We start from the raw sequence: 19029 nt of genomic DNA on the forward strand, positions 1-19029 counted from the left end.
CCCCACCACGCCCGCTCGGGGCACTTGCCTGTTCGGGCGGTGGGTTCAAGGCGCAACCCGAGGAAGCGAAAACCCAGTTCCCGTGGGCGGGTTGCGCGCGTGTTCCGCGTGCCAGATGCAGGCAGACTGACCGCGTCCCAAACGAGTTCACCCCCACGGGCGCGTCCTGATTGACCAGGTACGTTCCATGCCGAAAACGAAGAAGACGGTACCGGCGGTGTCTCCTCAGAGTGCCGCTGCCGGGGCCAACCAGAAAGTGCAGCGCAAGCAAAAGCAGCGGCCGGACGTGACCGCGACCCAACCCGAGGCGGACGCCACGATCCCCACGACCAGCCAGCCGGACGCGCCCGCCGCGACCGGCCCATCCAGAGCGGCCCGGAAGCCTGCGGGCGCAGGTCGCCGCGGCTCCAGCGGCGCTCAACCCCGCCCGGAGGCGAGTGCATTGGCAGAAACTCCCAGAAAAACGGCCCGGAAGGTCACCCCCCCCAGCGGCCCTACCAGCAGCCAGGTCGCCACGTCGGCCGAGCCCGCGCAGGCGGGGGCTACCGTGGCTTCACCCAGACAGAAGAAGACCGCCGGGACCGTCAAGCCCGAGAAGGCGCCCAGCACTTCCCGCCGCACCAGAACTGCGGCGCAGGCAGTAGCCCAGCCGGACCCGGTCTCCGCCGCGGCAGCGCCTGAAGCCCCGGTGAAACGCGGGCGTGGCAAACGCGCGCTCACCGCAGACGGCGCAACCGACGTGCAGGCCAGCGGAGTCCCGACCAGCCTGGACAGCAGTGCGGTGGACCTTCCAGCAGCCCAGCAGGTGCAGGCCGACACCACGAAGGCAAAGTCCGGACGTGGCCGCCGGGCCGCTGACCCGTCTGTGGCGGTGAACACCGAGCTCAGCTCTGCCGTTGACACTATCCACGAGACTGCCCATGAGAGTGCCGGGCAGACCGTGAAGCCCCGCCGTGGCCGTCCACCGCGCGCGCAACCGGCGGCTCCCACCATGCCCCCAGCGGCGGCCACTGAGGCACCTGCGGCCGAACTGACCCCTACCGCCGCACCGGTCGCCCCGCTGCCGGTGGCGGTGCCGGACGTGGCCGCCGGATCAGCCGATGACCAGTCCGTCGTGGACGCCCCCGCGCCCCGCCGTGGCCGCGGACGCCCCGCCGGGAAGAAGGAGTCACCGGCCGGGAGTATGCCCACAGAGTCCGGAACTGAGTCCGGCACTGAATCCGGCACTGAATCCGGCACAGAGTCCGGCAGCGGGATCGTCGCGGCGCAGGAGCCGGTGCGTCCGGTGCGCCGTGGCCGCAAACCCCGCATGGAAACGCCCGGGGCTGATTCCTTCACGGAGCTTCAGGGCGTCTCCCCCACCGGACTGGAGGCCACTGGCCTGGAAGCCGCCGATGTGGAGGCCGCCAATGTGGAGGCTGCCAGTCTGGATTCAGCGACTGATCCCGTGATTCTGGAAGTGCCGAAGAGACGGGGCGGGCGTGGTCGCCGCGCGGCGCTGCCCGAGCATCAGACCCTCCCGGACGTCCTGTCGGGTGTGGAGGCCATCGGTGAGCAGGCCGCCGGGACCGAGCAGACCGACGCTCCGGCGAAACCGGCCCGGCGTGGCCGCAAGCCGCGCGTGCAGCCCGGCGCGCAGGAGCTGACCGGCGCACCGGCCCAGATTCCAGCCCAGATTCTGGAAGAGACTCTGGCCCAGGTTCCGGTAGAGACTCCGGCAGCCGCCGGGAACCCGCCCAGCGGGAGGGGCAGTCCGGCTGACGCACCTCACGACCTCCCGGATGATCAGTCCCCCCTGGCGGACTGGGCCGGGAGCGACGGGACGGACCTCGGGCTCGCCCCGGACGAGACCGATGATGGGGTGGATGACGGGGCGGACGACGGCGCGGGCATGCTGGGGGCGGACCCGGCGCGGGACATCATGGTCGCGCAGCTGCGTAAGCTGGGCCGCCCGGTGCACGTCAAGGACCTGGAGCGGACCTTTACGCGGCAGACCATCCGCCGCCTGGGAAACTGGCGGGACCTGACGGACCTGCTGGAATCGCTGGTGGAGCAGGGGCAGGTCATCCGCACGCGCAAGAAGACGTACGGGCTGCCCGAGGCGATGAGTCTGGTGCGCGGGCGCTTCCAGGCGTCGGCGGCGGGCTTTGGCTTTGTGGTTCCGGACAGTGGCGGCGACGACTTCTACATTCCGGCCGAGCAGACCATGGAAGCCTGGAACGGCGACATCGTGCTGGTGCGCATGGAAGGGCGCGGCGACACGGGCCGGAGCGGCGGGCCGCGCCGTGGGCAGAAGGGCGACGGGAATCCGCGCGCCAGCGTCGTGAGGATCGTGCAGCGCGCCTACAAACACCTGGTGGGCACGCTGGAATTCCATCACGGGCACCCGATCCTGAGACCCGACGATCACCGGGCGCGCCACCGCATTCTGGTGCTGCCCGACGGTCTGGACGAGCTGGAGGCGGGCGCGCGCGTGGTCACGGAACTGTTCTGGCCGGAGAATACCGGCGAGGACGAGGTGTTCGGGCAGGTCACGCGGGTCCTGGGTGCCGAGGACGATCCCGGGACCGAGACGGAAGCCGTGATCGTGAAGTTCGGCCTGCGCGGCGAGTTCCCGCCCGAGGTCGAGGAGCAGGCGAACGCCATTCCCAAGCAGATTCCCGAGGAGGCCCTGAGGGGTCGCCTGGACCTGCGGGAGTTCAATATCTTCACGGTGGACGGCCGGGACGCCAAGGATTTCGACGACGCGATTCATATTCAGCCCACGCCGGAAGGAACGTTCGTGGTCGGGATTCACATTGCGGACGTGAGCCATTACGTGACCGAGGGCACGCCGCTGGACGACGAGGCGTACGCCCGGGCGACCAGCGTGTACCTGCCGGGGCGCGTGCTGCCCATGCTGCCCGAGCACCTGAGTAACGGCGTGTGCTCCCTGGTGCCGTACGAGGACCGCCTGACCATGACCGCCATGGTGGAGTTGAGCGCCGAGGGGGAAATCCTGAAGGTGCAGATCGCGCCCAGCGTGATCAACTCCAAGGCCCGCCTGACGTACGACGAGGTGCAGGCGTACAGCGAGGCGACGGCCACGCTGCCCGAGCAGGCCCGTCAGCTCGAAGGGGACCTGCACCTGCTGCTGAAAATCACGACCAAGCTGCGCCAGAAGCGTCTGCGGGAGGGGTCGCTGGACTTCAAGCTGCGCGAGGTGAAAGTCGATGTGGGCGCCAACGGCCGCATGGAACTCATCCCGATCCGCGAGGAGACGGCGCGCGGCATGATCGAGGACCTGATGCTGCTGGCGAACAAGGTCGTGGCGCACGAACTGCTGCAGCGGGAGATTCCGGCGCTGTTCCGCATTCACGAGGAACCGACCCTGCAACGCTTCCAGGACGTGACGAACGCCATCGGGCGGCTGGGCTTCTCGTTCCCTGGTGGGGAGCCGACGCCGCAGGCGTACCAGGCGGTCCTGAAGCAGGTGCGGGGCACGCCGCGCGAGAGCGTGGTGAACACGCTGCTGCTGAGAAGCATGCAGCAGGCCAAGTACGCCGGGGAGAACCTGGGGCACTTCGGGCTGGCGTTCGAGGAGTACCTGCACTTCACCTCGCCCATCCGCCGCTACCCGGACCTGCTGGTGCACCGCGTGCTCAAGGGCATGCTGAGCGGTGAACTGAAGGCCGGGAACCGCGAGGTCGCCAAACTCCAGGGCCGCCTGCCGGCCATGGGCGACCACACCAGTGACCGCGAACGCACGGCCAGCGAGGCCGAGCGCGACCTGACGAAGTACTACCAGGCGAAGTGGGCCCAGGAGCACCTGGGCGAGAGCTTCACCGGGAACGTGTCGGGCGTGGTGGCCAGCGGGCTGTTCGTGGCGCTGGACAACGGTGTGGAAGGTAAACTGCACATCAGTAACCTGGACGACGATTACTACGCGTTCATCGAGGACGCGCAGATGCTGCGTGGCCGCAGCCGGGGCCGCTCGTACCGCCTGGGCGACCCGGTCCACGTGACCATTGGGACCGTGAACCCCCTGGCCCGCCAGACGGACTTCACGCTGGCCGACCCGACCAGCCCGGACTACCGACCGGGCGACATTCATCAGGAGACCGACATGGATTCACCCGTTAAACCGCGCGCCCGCCGCCGCGAAGACCGCGAGCAGGAGAAACGCGAGAAACTACAGACCGTCGCCGTGAGCGAACCCAGGAAGTTCACGCTGGAGGACCCCTCGCAGCAGGCCGCCGCGCCCGCCCAGGAGGAACGCGCGCCCCGTGGTGCCCGCAGTCCCCGCGAGGGTGGCCGGGAGGGCGTCCGGGAGGGCCGTGGCCGGACTTTCGGTGGCGTCAGCATGAGCGCAGGCCGGGGAAACCGCCGCGTGATCACGCTGGAACGCCCCCGCAACGAGCACCTGCGGCCCGTGAACATCACGGTGCAGCGCATGTACTTCGGGGACTGGACGCTGGAAAACATGCCGCCCGAGGACAGTCAGGGCGGCCGTGGGGGTCGCCCGCCCGGCCGGGGTGAACGGGACGCCGAACGGGGCGGGGACCGCAGCGGGCGCACCTTCACGCGGGGCGGCAGTGACCGTGGCGCGGTGCAGCGCGTGAACGGCCGCCAGGGTCCGCAGGGTGGTCGCGGCGCGCAGAACACCCAGCGGGAATCCGTGACGTCCCAGCTGCCCGAAGCAGCGGCCGGAGCGGCGACCAGCGCGGACGATGCGAAACGTCGCCGCCGTCGCCGGGGCCGCCGGGGCAACGGCAGTAGCGGCCCTCAGGGCTGACAGGCGCGGCCAACCGGCCGACCATCAGAGCAGTGGTGTGGGACTGCGCTCCACTGCTCCACAGTCGGGAAGGCCGCCGCCTGCGGCTTCACACCGTGAAAGGACGTGTGCGGTTCCGACTCGGATCGATTCGCAACCGCACCGAGTCAGCCGCAGTCTGTATCAGAGGGAGCGGCGCAGCAGGGGGGATTCCCCGCGCGCCGCTCCCTCCGTCTCATACGGATTCCGTTTGTTTCGCTGACAACCCGGAACTTCGCCGGATTGCCGGCTCCACGTCCGGAACCCGTTTTGCTCCCACTCGCTTCGCTCGGATTGAACGGGCTTTGCAGCCCATTCAATCGGAGTCCGTCTCATACGGACTGCCGCTCCATTCCACCACAGTCGGAAAAGTGCCGCCTGCGGTTCCATACCGAGAAGGGGCGTCTGCCCTTCCTACTCGCGTCCGCTCGGATTGATTCAGAACGGCGGCGAATCAATCGCAGTCCGTCTCATACAGATTCCGGTCAACCGGTGGGCAAAAAGCGTTCCATCCGGGCGGACTCATGGAGCTGCCCCGCAGCGCAAACAGGCACAAGGCAGTCTGCGGGGCCGGGGAACTGCTCATGGTGTATTGAGGCGGTTCTCATGGTGGGGGGTGGCGGGGCATCTAGCCTGACTGGATAGTCACCGGTGTTGGGTGGCGTGCCAAGGAGCGAGATCATGAGCGACCTACAGGAATATCAGGCGGGGCAGGCAGATCAGTCGCAGGCGATGCTGGGAGCGCATCTGATGCCTGATCGGCAGCAGACCCGCTTTCGTGTGTGGAGTACGCTCGCCTCGCAGGTGCAGGTGCGGGTGAACGGCGAGCTTCACCCGATGGAAACGCTTCCCGGAGAGTACTTCGAGGCGGTGCTGCCGGTCGGGGCCGGAGCGCGCTACCAGTTCGTGCTGGACGGCCAGGCGGTGCCGGACCCGTACGCGCGGTCCCTGCCGGACGGCGTACACGGCGAGGCCGAGGTCGTGGACCTGGACGCCTTCGCGTGGCAGCACACGGACTGGGCGGGCCTGCCGCTCGACGGGTGCGTGTTCTACGAACTGCACGTGGGAACCTTCACGCCGCAGGGGACCTTCAGGGCCGCGCTGGAGCGCCTGCCGTACCTGAAGGACCTGGGCGTCACGGCCATTCAGCTGATGCCGCTGGCCTCCTTTCCCGGCGCGCATGGCTGGGGGTACGACGGGGTGGGGATGTACGCGCCGTTCGCGCCGTACGGCCGCCCGGAGGACGTGATGGCCTTCGTGGACGCCGCGCACGGCCTGGGGCTGGCGGTCTTCGTGGACGTGGTGTACAACCATTTCGGGCCGGACGGCAACTACCTGTCCACGTACAGCCCGTCGTACTTCACCGACCGCTTTCACACCGCGTGGGGACAGGGACTGGATTACGCCGAGGAGCACATGCGCCGGTACATCACCGGCAATGCCCGCATGTGGCTCGAAGAGTACCGCATGGACGGCCTGCGCCTGGACGCCACGGCCGCCATGGAAGACGACAGCGACGTGCACATCCTGTCCGAACTGGCCAGCGCCGTGCACGCCCTGGGCGGATCGCACGTCATGCTGGCCGAGGACCACCGCAATCACCCGGCCCTGGTGACCGGGTACGGCCTGGACGGCATCTGGGTGGATGACTTTCACCATGAGGTGCGCGTCTCCCTGACCGGCGAGCACGAAGGGTACTACGGCGGTTTCCAGGGGGGCTCGGCCGAACTGGCGCAGGTGATCAACCGCGGCTGGAAGTACGAGGGGCAGTACTGGGACGTGCCGGGCGAGGAGCACCACCGGGGCGAACCGGCCGACGCGCTGGAAGCCCCGAGCTTCGTGTACTGCATCCAGAACCATGATCAGGTGGGCAACCGCGCGCTCGGTGACCGCCTGCACCAGTCGCAGGGCGTGACGCTCGAAGAGTACCTGGGGGCCAGCACGCTGCTGCTGACGCTGCCCATGACGCCGCTGCTGTTCCAGGGGCAGGAATGGGCGGCTGGCACGCCGTTTCCATTCTTCAGCGACTACCGCGGGGAACTGGGGCGGCTGGTGTCCGAGGGTCGGCGGCGCGAGTTCGCCTACTTCTCGGGCTTCAGCGGGAAGGATTTACCGGACCCGCAGGCCGCGGCGACCTTCCAGAGTGCGAAACTCGACTGGTCCGAACTGGCGGCCGGAATGCACGCGCGGACCCTGGCGCTGTACCGCACGCTGCTGCGCCTGCGCCGCGAGGACCCGGTCCTGAGCGTGCGGTCCCGTCAGGCGGTGCGCGCCGGGTCGCTGGACGTACCGGGTCAGTCCGGAGTCACGGGCCGCCGCGCCGGGACACTGTGGGTGCAGTGGACAACCCCGCAGGGCACCCGCGCGCTGCTGTGGAACCTGGAGCAAACGCCGCTGGACGCCCCCACCGGACTGCCGTTCACGTTGCCGGCGCGGGTCATGCTGCGCTCCGGCGACGACCTGACGGGCAACGTGACGCCCGTCAGTCTGTCCGGGCGGCCCCTGCAACCCGGTGAGGCCATCCTGTTCGGAGAAGACGCGTGACGCCTGACCGAGCGGCAGCGCCCAGAACACACCTTCCGACGGCCACGTACCGCCTGCAACTGCACCGGGAATTCGATTTCGCGGCGGCGCGGCGGGTGCTGCCGTACCTGAAGCGGCTGGGCGTGACCGACGTGTACCTCTCGCCCATCTGGACGAGCACGCCCGGCAGCACGCACGGCTACGACGTGACCGACCACACGCAGATCAACCCGGAACTCGGCGGTGCCGGTGGGCTGCGCCGCCTGTCGGCGCGCGCGCGGGAACTCGGGCTGGGATTGATCGTGGATTTCGTGCCGAACCACATGGGCATCCAGGACGGCCACAACGCCTACTGGGAGGACGTGCTGCGCCACGGTCAGGCCAGCCGCTACGCGCACTTCTTCGACATCTCGTGGCACCCGCTCAAGCGCGCGCTCGACGGCCGGGTTCTGCTGCCCGTGCTGGGCGACCAGTACGGCCGGGTCCTGGAGCGCGGCGAACTGCAGCTGCGCCGCGAGGGCGGGCACTTCACGCTGCAGTACTGGGAGCGGACGCTGCCGCTGTCGCCACGCAGCCTCTCGCGGCTGCTGGGCTGGGTCGAGGCGGCCCTGCCCCGGGGCACCGAGACCGCCGTGCGCGCGGAGCTCGCCAGTATTCGCCGCAGCGTGGACAACCTACCGCGCAGCACCACCGGGGACCTGACCGACACGGACCGCGTGATCCGCGCGCAGGAGGTCGAGGTCATGACCCGCCGCCTGGGTGAACTGGCGCAGGCGTCCCCCGCCGTCCGCTCGGCACTCGATCAGGCCGTGACGGCCGTGAACGGCGACTCCGATCAACTGGACGCCCTGATCAGCGAGCAGAATTACCGGCTGGCCTTCTGGAAGGTCGCGGCCGAGGAGATCAACTACCGCCGGTTTTTCGATATCAACGATCTGGCGGCGCTGCGCATGGAGGACCCGCGCGTGTTCGCCTGGGCGCACGCCACGCTGTTCGACCTGCTGCGCGAGGGCCTGATCCAGGGCGTGCGGCTCGACCATACCGACGGGCTGTTCGACCCGGCCGGGTACTTCCGGGACCTGCAGGTAGGCGCGGCGCAGGCCCTGGGCGGCGACCCGCAGGCGCTGGCCGGGGGAACACTCCCGCTGTACGTGGTCGCGGAGAAGATCCTGGAGCCCGGCGAGCAGCTTCCGAACGACTGGGCGATTCACGGCACGACCGGGTACGACTTCCTGGCGCAACTGAACGGCGTGTTCGTGGACCCAGGCAACGAGGAGGAGGTCAGCGCGGTCTACCGGCGCTTTACCGGGGACCGCACGCCGTACAGCGAGCACCTGTACCACGGCAAGCACCTGATCCAGCGGGTCAGCCTGCCGGGCGAGGTGAACGTGCTGGCCGAACACCTGGAACGGCTGGCCGAGGCCGACCGCAGCGCCCGCGACTTCACGCTGAGCACCCTGCGCGCCGCGATCCGCGAGGTGATCGCCACCTTCCCGGTCTACCGCACGTACATCCGCGCCGATGGGCAACGCGAACCCGGTGACGATGCCAAGATCGGGCACGCCATCCGCGACGCCCGCGTGCACAACCGCCGGGCGGCAGCCACGCTGGACCCCAGCGTGTTCGATTACCTGCACTCGGTGCTGACCCTGAACGCCCCGGACGAGCCGACCCGCGCGGCGTACGCGAACTTCACCCTGAAATTCCAGCAGTTAACCGGCCCCGTCACCGCCAAGGGCGCCGAGGACACGGCCTTCTACCGCTACGCGCGCCTGCTGTCCCTGAACGAGGTCGGCGGCGACCCGGCGCTGTTCGGCACGCCGCTCCGGGCCTTTCATGAGGCGGTCGCGGCGCGCGCGAAACACTGGCCGCAGGCGATGCTGGGCGGCAGCACCCACGACACCAAACGCGGCGAGGACACCCGCGCCCGCATCAGCGTGCTGTCGGAGATGCCGCAGACCTGGGCAGCGTACCTGAGCCGCTGGTCACCGCTGATCCGGTCCCTGGAAACCGAACTGGAACTGGGCCGCGCCCCCACCACGCTGGACACCTACGTGCTGCTGCAAAACGCGCTGGGCGCCTTCCCGCTGGACGGCAACCTGACGGACTTCCCGGACCGGCTGAGCGCGTACCTGCTCAAGGCGGCGCGCGAGGCGAAACTCCGGACGAGCTGGGCCGCGCCCGACGAGGAGTACGAGACCGCGCTGGACACCATGGTGCGCGGCCTGCTCGGCAACGACGCCTTCGCAGCGTCCCTGCGGGAACTGCACGGCCGGATCAGTCCGTACGGCGCGCAGAACGGCCTGAGCGCCGCGCTGGTCCGCCTGACCGCGCCCGGCGTGCCGGATACGTACCAGGGCTGCGAGGGCTGGAATCAGAGTCTGGTGGACCCCGATAACCGCCGCCCCGTGGACTACGCCGCCCTGAACCGCACGCTGGGTCGCCTGGAACGCGGCGCAGGCCACGCTCTGGCCCGCCGCCTGCTGGGCAGTTTCCAGGACGGCCATGTGAAGGTCCTGGTCACCTGGGCCGCCCTCCACGCCCGCGCGCAGCACCCGGAACTGTTCCGCAATGGCACCTACCATTCCATCGACGCCGGACGGCATGCACTGGCCTTCCGCCGCGAGCACGCCGGGCAGGTGGCCGTGACCATCGCCCCGCGCCTGACCTTCACCCTGACCCGTGAGCAGACACCGTGGGCCATGGGGGAAGTCTGGGGCACCCGCCAGATCAGCCTGCCGACCGGCACGTACCGCAGCGCCCTGACCGGCGAGAGCCTCAAGGTGCGCGGCTCCCGCGTGCCGCTCGCCAAGGTACTGGAGAACTTCCCGGTGGCCCTGCTGATCCGAGAGTAAACCGGACCTGATACAGATTCCGAGTGATTCGCTGCGGTTCCGGATCAATCCGAGCGCACGCGAGTAGGAACAGCGTACGCCCCTTCGCGGTATGGAGCCGCAGGCGGCGCCCTTCCGACTGTGGCGCAGTGGAGCGGCAGTCCGTACGCTATGGGCCGTGCGCGCTACCCCTGATCACCTAGCCGGGAAGTGTGGACGCCCCCCCACAGGGATAAAGGCATGCTCAGGGAGCGCCCGCCAAAGCGGGAACTCGGCTGGAGCTCACCGCGTATTCTGGGGTGTATGCAGACCTACCCCACCACCCGCACCAACACGACGGATCTCGTCCGGACGTTCATGGCCCGCACGTACTCGTGGATGGCCGCCGGTCTGGCCCTCACGGCCGGGATCGCGTGGCTGACGGCCAGTAACGAGGTCCTTGCCCTGCAGGTTCTGAACCTGCGTATGCCGCTGATCCTCGCGCAGCTGGCCCTGGTGTTCGTGCTGAGTTTCGGCGCGCAGCGGCTGCCCAGTGCCCTGGCCGGCGTGCTGTTCGTCGCGTACGCCGCCCTGACCGGCCTGACCTTCTCCTCTATCCTGCTGGCCTACGACGCCAGCGCCGTGACCGCCGCGTTCGCCACGACCGCCGGCACCTTCGGCCTGATGAGCGTGGCGGGCTTCGTGATCAAGAAGGACCTGAGCGCCATGGGCCGCTTCTTCATGTTCGCGGTGATCGGCCTGTTCGTCGCCATGATCGTGAACCTGTTCGTGGCCAGCAGCGCCCTGACGCTGGGCATCAGCGTGGTGGGCGTCCTGCTGTTCGCCGGGCTGACCGCCTATGACACCCAGATGCTGCGCAACCTCGCCCTGAGCGGGATTCAGGGCGAGCAGGCCGAGCGGGCCGCCATCAACGGCGCGCTGGCCCTGTACCTGGACTTCATCAACATGTTCCTGTTTATCCTGCGCCTGTTCGGAATCGGCGGCAGCCGCGACTGACCGTTCACCCTCCTCAGCAAAGCAGCCCCGGCATGACGCCGGGGCTGTTTTGCTCCTTCTGTTTTGCCGCCTGTGCGCCCATCATTTGGAGTCCGCTCCATACCGCAAAAAGGGCGCTTTTGTTCCCCGGCGCGTCTGCTCTGCTTGATTCAGAATTGCAGCGAATCAACCGGAATCCGTCTCAGCGGACGTACAGGTCGGGAAAGTAAGGGCTCGCGGTGTTCGCATCCGGGCGCAGGGTGGCGTAGGGAACGACGACCGTCTCGTCGCAGCCGGCGAACACGTGCGGCAGGCTGGTGGGCGTCAGATTCAGGCCGGCCGGTGTGAGGTTGGCCGTGAAGTCAAGGCTGGACTGCGTGAGAACGTCCAGGCAGCTGGCTTCGACCTGGCGGCGCACGCCGCTCAGGTACAGGGTCTCCTGGCGTGAGGCCGTGAGGGTCGGCCAGATGGTGGCAGGGTTCACCTCGCGGCCCGTGGCGCGGTCGAGGATCAGTCCCACGCTGTAGTAGTCGGGGTGTGCGCCGCCGCACTCGTAATAAACGTCTTCTCGCAGGCTCAGCAGGTGGGGACGCTGCAGGGTCACGGCGGCCTGCAGTTGGTACCCGGCGTCGTCGCTACTCTGACGGTCGGGCGGGAGCATGCTGCGGCAGTCCAGGGCGCTCACGGCGTTTTTGAGCAGGCGGTCCTGCAGCGCGGCGTTCAGGGGCGCGCTGGCGCCCGGCACACGCGGGTAATGGAGACCGGACAGCGGCTCGCGGACACTGGAGGCGGTGCGGACCCAGGGGCGGTTGAGTTTCAGGAACGCCAGCGGGTCGTCGCGGCGCAAGCGTTGCAGGCCCGGCGAGGACGGCAGATTCAGCGGCAGGGTCAGGGCGTTCACGGCCTTCAATGTCACGGGCGCCGCGCGGCCGCCGGGGGCCTGCCAGGTGCCTTTCAGGCCGCCCTGGACGGGGCTCAGTGTGAAACAGCCGGTCGTGACGCTGTTACTGCTGAGCGTCTGGCCCACGGACTCCTGAAGGATCAGCTGTTCGCCCGACCGGAATTCCTCGAGAAAGATGTCGAGGCTGCGGCGCTCGTAGAAGTACCGGCTCCCAAAGCGGCCGGGCGTGAGTTGCAGGGCGATGGGCAGCGTCCCCAGGGTGCCGCGGTACGTGGCGGTCCGGGCCCAGCCGGGCACGCCGGGAGTGCCGCCGCAGGAGGGCGCCCCCTGCGATCCCGCGCTGCCGGTGCCGGCCAGGGCCAACAGGAGGGCCGGGAGGGCCGCCACTCCCAACCGCGCCCGGTTGCCCGTGGCCCGTTGCTTCTCCGTGCGCCGTCCTGTCCCTTTGCGTTTTGCCGTGGCCTGCTCTGCCCTGGTGTGCATGGTCTTAGCGTAGCGCGCGCCGGGCGCTCAGGACCGGCCCCCGGCCCCGGCCGCGCTTGGCGCAGCGGGCCGCTTGCTCATACGGACGCAGGTCGATTCGGTGCAATTCAGAATCAAGCAGAGCGGATGTGAGGTGGAACAGACGCCTGCGCTATGCAGACGCAGGCCGCGGCGTTCCCGCCTGTGGCGCGATGGTGCGCAGTCCAGATCACTCCGCGTCTCCCGGCGCTTTGGGGTCGGGAGTCGGGCCTTCCCACAGGCCGTCCCCGCGCGCGTCCATGGTGCCGGTTCTCAGGAGGCTGTCCTCTCCGCCTCCGAAGGGTGTGTGCGTGGCGGCCCAGGCGACGGCGGCCTCGATGTCGTAGGGCACGGCGTGAAACGTGACGTTCCAGTGGCCGTTCACGCGGTCCAGCTGCGTCCAGCGGGCGCGGGGGTCGCCGTCCACCTGATCGCTGACCGCCCCGGCGTTCACGACCAGCGTATCGCCCACCCGGGTCGCGCCAGGGCGGTGGGTGTGTCCGCACACGATCACGGCGGCGTCCAGCGGCTGCACCAGCGTCAGTAGACTCCTGGGGTCGCGGGCGCGGTAGTACCCGCCAGTGTCCCACACCCACAGCAGGCTGTCCCAGGCGTTGTCCGGCAGCCCGTGAAAGGCCAGCAACTCCCCGGCGCGCGCGGTCAGCGGCAGGGCTGCCACGCGCGCCAGCAGGGCCGGGTCGGTGTTCGCCGCGAGCCACGCACCGTACGACCGTGACAGCGGTGAGCGGCGGCCCCCCGGCCAGAGTTTCTCCTCGTTGTTGCCGCGCACCTCCAGCGTCCCGGCCGCCGCCAGTTGCGCCTGCATGCCCAGCGCGCGGGCCGGGTCAGCGCTGCCCTCGACTTGATCACCCAGGTTCACGGTCAGGTCCGGCGCGGCGGCGCGGACCTCTCGCAGCACCGCCTCCAGCGCAAAGGCGTTTCCATGGACATCACTGATCACTGCGGCCCTCATCGCACCGCAGGGTAGCGTCTGCCGCGCGGCCCCTGCGCGGGGACCCGCTGAACCTGCTCCCCTCCACGGGTGCGGGTGGGCGCCGGGCCGCGCCCTTGAGCGTCGCTTCAGAGATCAAGTGTCGTTCACGCCGCCCCCAGAAAGAACGTGCGGCCGCCTGTCAGGGTAAAGGCATGCCGGACAAAGACGACAAGAACAAGGGCCACACCAGCCAGCCTCAGGACTACGACCGCAACAAGAAAGAAGTGCACGAGATCGAACATGACAACGACCCGTCCGTCAAGAGTGCCAACGACCGCGAAGCGAAAGCTCCGCGCAACAATGACGACGGCCTGAGCGACAAGCAGCTCAAGGACCGCGAGGAAGCCCGCAGCGTGCCCTCCAGCAACGGCTAAGCCTTGCCCCGACCTCTGGAGCCTGCGGGCTCCTTTTCTTTTGCCGTGAAATGCGCGAGGCTGCGCCATGCCAGATCAATCTTCCCGTGAACTTCAGCGTCCCACGCCCGGCGTACTGATCCTGAGCGCCCTGTTCGTCGGGGCGGGCACGCTGCACTTCGTCACGCCGCGCCCGTTCGACAGCATCGTGCCCCGCTGGGTACCGCTGCCCGCACGGTCAGCCACGCTGCTCAGTGGCGCGGCCGAGCTGCTAGGCGGTCTGGGCATGCTGCATCCCGCCACGCGCCCAGCGGCGCGCTGGGGCCTGATGGCCCTGCTGCTGGCCGTGTGGCCCGCGAACCTGAACATGGCGCAGCACCCTCAGCAGTTCGGGCTGCCCGGCTGGCTGCTCTGGGCGCGGCTGCCGCTGCAACCACTGCTGATGTGGGCCGTGTGGCGGGCCGGACGTTCCCGCGCGTTCCCGCACGGGTGACCGGGAAACACCTCTAACGCCCGTTAGACTCCGGTCATGACCAAACTGGTGATCGTGGCGGCCCGGCGCACGCCAATCGGAAGTTTCATGGGCAGCCTGCAACACGTCTCGGCCGCCGATCTGGGCATCACGGCCGCAAAAGCTGTGCTGCGCGGCGTGAACGGTGCGGACGTGGCCGACGTGATCGTGGGCAACGTCCTTCAGGCCGGAAACGGCATGAACGTGGGCCGACAGGTCGGCATCGGCGCGGGCCTGCCCGATGACGTGCCGGGCCTGACCGTCAACCGCGTGTGCGGCAGCGGCCTTCAGGCCGTCATCAGCGCCGCGCAGGGCATCAAGGCCGGGGACGGCAGGCTGTACCTTGCGGGCGGCACGGAAAGCATGAGCGGCGCGCCGTACCTGCTGCCCCGCGCCCGCGAAGGCTACCGGCTGGGTCACGCGCAGGCGCTGGACAGCATCCTCTCGGAGGGCCTGACCGACGTGTTCGGCGGCTACCACATGGGCATCACCGCCGAGAACATCGCGCAGGCGTGGAACCTGACCCGCGAGGAACAGGACGCCTTTGCACTCGAAAGCCAGAACCGCGCCGCCACCGCGCAGGCCGGAGGCTTCTTCGCAGACGAACTGGTCAGCGTGGACGTGCCGGGCCGCAAGGGCCCCACCACCTTCAGCGCCGACGAGTACCCCCGCGCCACCAGCGCCGAGGCCCTGGCCAAACTGCGCCCCGCCTTCAAGAAGGACGGCACCGTCACCGCCGGAAACGCCAGCGGCATCAACGACGGCGCCGCCATGCTGCTGGTCGCCAGCGAGGAGTACGCACAGGCGCACGGCCTGCCCATCCTGGCCGAGATCGCCAGTTACGCCGCCATCGGCGTGGACCCCGCCATCATGGGCATCGGACCCGCCAGGGCCGTCCCCGTCGCCCTGACCCGCGCCGGGATGAGCGTCGCCGACGTGGACCTGTTCGAGCTGAACGAGGCCTTCGCCGCGCAGTCCCTCGCCGTCGTGCGCGACCTGAACGCCGACCCTGCCCGCGTGAACGTCACAGGCGGCGCGGTTGCCCTCGGGCATCCCATCGGGGCTTCCGGGGCGCGCGTGCTCGTCACGCTGATCCACCAGTTGCGCCGCCTGGGCAAGGAAACCGGCGTCGCCAGCCTGTGCATCGGCGGCGGCATGGGCATCGCCGTCGTGGTGCGCGCCCGGGCCTAACGCGACGCGTGACGGGCCTTCCTGCCCCCCCCATTGCGCCTCATCACGGCGAGGGGGGGGGAGGGGGCCGCACCCTGACAGCCCGGCCCATCCCGGCTACGCTGGACGCATGACGGACGGGATGGACACGGTGGGGGACCGCGAGGCGGCGTTCTTCCTGGCGATCAAGACGCGGGATGAGGCGCTGCTGCGCGCGCTGGTGGCGGCGGATGTGGGGTTGCTGGGTACGTCCAGTCCGCTGGGGGCGAGTCCGGTGCTGTTCGCGGTGTCGTACGGGAGGGCGGACATGGCGCGGGTGCTCGCAGAGCTGGGCGCGCCGCTGGACGTGTATGCGGCGGCGGCGCTGGGTGACGTGGCGGCCCTGACGCGCGAACTGGACACCGATCCGGCGCGGGTGAACGGCGTGAGCGGCGACGGGTTCAGTCCGCTGGGACTGGCGGCGTTCTTCGGTCAGGCGGGCGCCGCAGAGGCGCTGCTGTCGCGCGGGGCGGACGTGAACGCGGCCAGCCGCAACGCCATGCGGGTGCAGCCGCTGCACTCGGCCGTGGCCGGGGGGCACGGGGCTCTGGCGCGGGCGCTGGTCATGACGGGCGCGGACGTGAACGCCGCGCAGCAGCACGAATTCACGCCGCTGATGGCCGCCGCGCAGAACGGCGACGCGGGACTGGCACTGTTCCTGCGTCAGCGGGGCGCAGACACGGACGCCCGCACGGCGGACGGTCGCCGCGCGGCGGACTTCGCGCGTGAGGAAGGCTACGGGCTACTGGCCGACTCGCTGGAGGAGCCGCTTCCCGCCTGATACAGATTCCGATTGATTCGCTGCACTTCTGAATCAATCCGAGCCGACGCGAGGAGGTACAGCAGACGCCCCTTCGCGGTATGGAGCCACAGACGGCGCTGTTCCGACTGTGGCGCAGTGGAGCGGCAGTCCGTATCAGCGTTCCTGAACGGTTCCGTTCGGGACCCTGAAGAAAGCCGGAATGCGCGGGCGGGCCGGGGCGGCGCAGACTGGCGGGTATGGACAACGAACGCAGTGGGAACGCTCCCCTGACGGGTGAGCACGGCGCGCAGACCGGCTTTGACACGCCGGACCCCAAGGACGACCATCAGGAGGCGTACACGACCACGCCCTCCGGGGACCGCGTGGGCAGCGCGGACCACGTGGAGTACACGCCAGTGGAACTGCCGAGCGCGAAAGAAGTGACGGGGCAGTTCGATCACCTCGCCACGCGGGACGTGGCAGCCATGGAGCACGCGCAACAGGACGCCGGGCTGGCCGGGGCGCAGACGGTGGCGGGTCAGGGCGGCGAGCACCTGGACACCATCGTGCCGTCGGCGGGCGTGGGGCTCACGGCGTCCACGGCCACGGCGCTGGAGACACGTCAGGCGGCCGTGGACCCCAATCCCGGGTACACGCCGCCCAGCGAGCAGGCCCCGCCCCACGTGAGTCAGCGTCCGGGCGACCTCCCGGAAGGCGAGCCGAGCGAACTGGAACACTAAGTACACTGCGTTTATCTTGTAGATAAACCGCGCGGAGCGCGTAGCAGAAGAAAGTATGTTGGAGCGGGAATGGAGAGGTTCCGGCGCTTTCCCGGAATCTCGCAATGTTAGCTTGAACGTACTTAGGAGCGCGGCGACAGCGACCGGGGATTCTGAGGGAACGCCATAAGCGGCAGGCGGGGACGGAGTGACAGTCACGGCGTCCCGCCCTGTGCGCTTACAGCTCTGAGACGTACACCGCGCCGTTCTCGACCTCTGCACGGTAGAGCTTCACAGGTTTCACGGCGGGCAGGGTCTTGGCCTTACCGGTCGCGAGTTCAAATTTCGCGCCGTGCTTCTCGCAGGTGATACGGCCCATGCTGACCTCGCCGCCCAGAAGCGGGTAGTCCTTGTGGGTGCAGTTGTTCCGCAGGGCGTAGTACGTACCCCCAAAATTTACGACGAGTACGCTGACACCGCCGAGTTCAACGGCAGTCTGGTGCCCTTCGGGCAGGTCGGCGGCAGGTCCGGCCAGGACTCGGGTGGGATCGCTCATGACTGCCGAGTGTAGCGCCCGGCAGGCCAGTGTTCAGGCACCGCCGCCCCTTTCCAGAGCAACCCCTTTCCAGACCGCCGCTGGCCCGAGATTGTGGAGTGCAGTCGGTCGCGGGCCTGCGTGCACCGTCAAGACCGCGCCCTGCTCGTGGGCGCCCTGCTTCCCACCTGACCGGAGGGTCCTGGCGCGAACAGGACGTGGGCGGCGGAGAACTTCTTTCCGCTGCCCACGCCCCACGGCTGCTGTTCAGGTGAACAGGGTGCTGACGCTCTCACCGGTGTGAATGTTGTTGATGGCGTCCGCGAACAGCGGGGCCACGTCCAGCACGGCCAGTTTGCCGCCCGCCGCTTCTTCCTTTTCCTGGCTGACGTGCACGGTGTTGGTGCTGGCGACCTGGGTGACATCCAGGCCCGCGATGCGCTGAATGGCGGGGCCGGTGTACACGCCGTGCGTGACGGCCACGTACACGTCCTTGGCGCCCATGCTGCGGGCGATGTTCACGGTCTCCACCAGCGACCCGGCGGTGCTGATCTCGTCGTCGACGATGAACACGGTCTTGCCTTCCACGTCACCGATCAGGGCGCGGGGGCGGACCTCGGTGTCCGAGATGCGTTCCTTGTCGATCATGGCCAGGCCACTGTCGAGGCGGCGCGCGATCTGGCTGGCACGTTTGATGCTGCCGGCGTCGGGCGCGAGAACCACGCCTTCGTGCGCGTTGGGGACGCAGCTCTTGAAGTGGTTGCTGAGAACCAGGTCGGCGGACAGGTGATCGACCGGGACCTTGAAAAAGCCGTGCACCTGCGGGGCGTGCAGGGTCATGGTCAGGATGCGGTCCGCACCGGCTTCCTGAAGCAGGTCCGCGACGAGGCGCCCGGCGATGCTGATGCGGGGGCTGTCTTTTTTGTCGCTGCGGGCGTACGAGTAGTACGGGATCACGGCCGTGACGCGCCCGGCGCTGGCGCTCTTGGCGGCGTCGATCATCAGCATCAGTTCCAGGATGGCGTCGCTGACAGGCGTGCTGAAGGTCTGCACGATGAACACGTCGCCTTCACGCAGGGACTCCTCGTAGTGCACGATGATGTTGTCGTTCGTGAACTTCTCGGTCTTGCTGCGCCCCAGCGGCACCCCCAGGTGATCGCAGATGGACTTGGCCAGGGCGGGGTTGCTCTGGCCGGAGAACACCAGCAGGGGGGAACGACGACTGTTCAGCAGATCGGACGGGGCGCGGTGTGAAACGGACAAGGGGTGATCCTCCGGAAAGTAAGGGGGGGGGCGGTGGGGCGGCACGCGACGCGGTTCCCGTGAACACTGCCGGAAAGAGGGAGCCTCCCGGCGCGGAACCGAACGCCAAGCAGCATACCTGTCCGCCGCGCCGGGTGTCATGGAACGCAGGCGTGCCCGCGCCGGGAACACGGTCCG

At 69.0% G+C, this 19029-nt stretch carries 13 protein-coding genes; 9 read left to right on the forward strand and 4 right to left on the reverse strand.

Annotated features, from left to right (window positions below; genetic code table 11):
- Window positions 1-187 precede the first annotated feature (187 nt).
- The 4 genes from rnr (at window position 188) to QZ271_RS04180 (ending at window position 11145) form a co-directional block, all read left to right on the forward strand.
- The gene (gene rnr, locus QZ271_RS04165) at window positions 188-4774 is read left to right on the forward strand and encodes a ribonuclease R (RefSeq protein ID WP_291429272.1); all 4587 of its coding nucleotides are present in this window, start codon (window positions 188-190) and stop codon (window positions 4772-4774) included.
- A gap of 699 nt (window positions 4775-5473) precedes the next feature.
- The gene (treZ, locus tag QZ271_RS04170; protein WP_291429273.1) at window positions 5474-7336 is read left to right on the forward strand and encodes a malto-oligosyltrehalose trehalohydrolase; all 1863 of its coding nucleotides are present in this window, start codon (window positions 5474-5476) and stop codon (window positions 7334-7336) included.
- On the forward strand, window positions 7333-10170 hold the full coding sequence (treY, locus tag QZ271_RS04175) for a malto-oligosyltrehalose synthase (RefSeq protein WP_291429274.1): 2838 nt from the start codon (window positions 7333-7335) through the stop codon (window positions 10168-10170). The genes treZ and treY overlap by 4 nt, the downstream gene beginning before the upstream one ends.
- 282 nt (window positions 10171-10452) lie before the next feature.
- Window positions 10453-11145: a Bax inhibitor-1/YccA family protein gene (locus tag QZ271_RS04180; protein WP_291429276.1), complete on the forward strand. Its 693-nt coding sequence runs from the start codon at window positions 10453-10455 to the stop codon at window positions 11143-11145.
- Between the two features lie 181 nt (window positions 11146-11326).
- Here the strand turns inward: QZ271_RS04180 and QZ271_RS04185 are convergent, their stop codons facing one another.
- Both QZ271_RS04185 and QZ271_RS04190 read right to left on the reverse strand, forming a co-directional pair.
- Entirely contained in the window at window positions 11327-12508 is a 1182-nt protein-coding gene (locus QZ271_RS04185) for a hypothetical protein (protein WP_291429278.1), read from the reverse strand.
- Window positions 12509-12716: 208 nt separating this feature from the next.
- Window positions 12717-13499 carry a metallophosphoesterase family protein gene (locus tag QZ271_RS04190; RefSeq protein WP_291429281.1) on the reverse strand — a complete coding sequence of 261 codons (783 nt, stop codon included), beginning with the start codon at window positions 13497-13499 and terminating at the stop codon, window positions 12717-12719.
- A gap of 173 nt (window positions 13500-13672) precedes the next feature.
- Between QZ271_RS04190 and QZ271_RS04195 the strand changes: the two genes are divergently transcribed.
- From QZ271_RS04195 to QZ271_RS04215, 5 genes are all read left to right on the forward strand, one after another.
- Window positions 13673-13894 carry a hypothetical protein gene (locus QZ271_RS04195; protein ID WP_291429283.1) on the forward strand — a complete coding sequence of 74 codons (222 nt, stop codon included), beginning with the start codon at window positions 13673-13675 and terminating at the stop codon, window positions 13892-13894.
- Between the two features lie 67 nt (window positions 13895-13961).
- Window positions 13962-14366: a hypothetical protein gene (locus QZ271_RS04200; RefSeq protein WP_291429285.1), complete on the forward strand. Its 405-nt coding sequence runs from the start codon at window positions 13962-13964 to the stop codon at window positions 14364-14366.
- A gap of 36 nt (window positions 14367-14402) precedes the next feature.
- Window positions 14403-15575, forward strand: coding sequence for an acetyl-CoA C-acetyltransferase (locus tag QZ271_RS04205; protein WP_291429286.1), 1173 nt, complete (start codon window positions 14403-14405; stop codon window positions 15573-15575).
- 109 nt (window positions 15576-15684) lie between these two features.
- A complete protein-coding gene (locus QZ271_RS04210) occupies window positions 15685-16374 on the forward strand; it encodes an ankyrin repeat domain-containing protein (protein ID WP_291429287.1) in 690 nt (229 codons plus the stop codon).
- Window positions 16375-16592: 218 nt separating this feature from the next.
- Window positions 16593-17075 carry a hypothetical protein gene (locus QZ271_RS04215; protein WP_291429289.1) on the forward strand — a complete coding sequence of 161 codons (483 nt, stop codon included), beginning with the start codon at window positions 16593-16595 and terminating at the stop codon, window positions 17073-17075.
- 217 nt (window positions 17076-17292) lie between these two features.
- Here the strand turns inward: QZ271_RS04215 and QZ271_RS04220 are convergent, their stop codons facing one another.
- Together QZ271_RS04220 and QZ271_RS04225 are read right to left on the reverse strand one after the other, a co-directional pair.
- On the reverse strand, window positions 17293-17610 hold the full coding sequence (locus QZ271_RS04220) for a non-heme iron oxygenase ferredoxin subunit (RefSeq protein ID WP_291429290.1): 318 nt from the start codon (window positions 17608-17610) through the stop codon (window positions 17293-17295).
- A 246-nt stretch (window positions 17611-17856) separates the two neighbouring features.
- Window positions 17857-18852 (reverse strand): ribose-phosphate pyrophosphokinase, encoded by a 996-nt coding sequence (locus tag QZ271_RS04225; protein WP_291429291.1) that lies wholly within the window; start codon window positions 18850-18852, stop codon window positions 17857-17859.
- Window positions 18853-19029 lie beyond the last annotated feature (177 nt).

It is taken from the genome of Deinococcus sp. (assembly GCF_018260555.1).
Lineage (GTDB): Bacteria > Deinococcota > Deinococci > Deinococcales > Deinococcaceae > Deinococcus.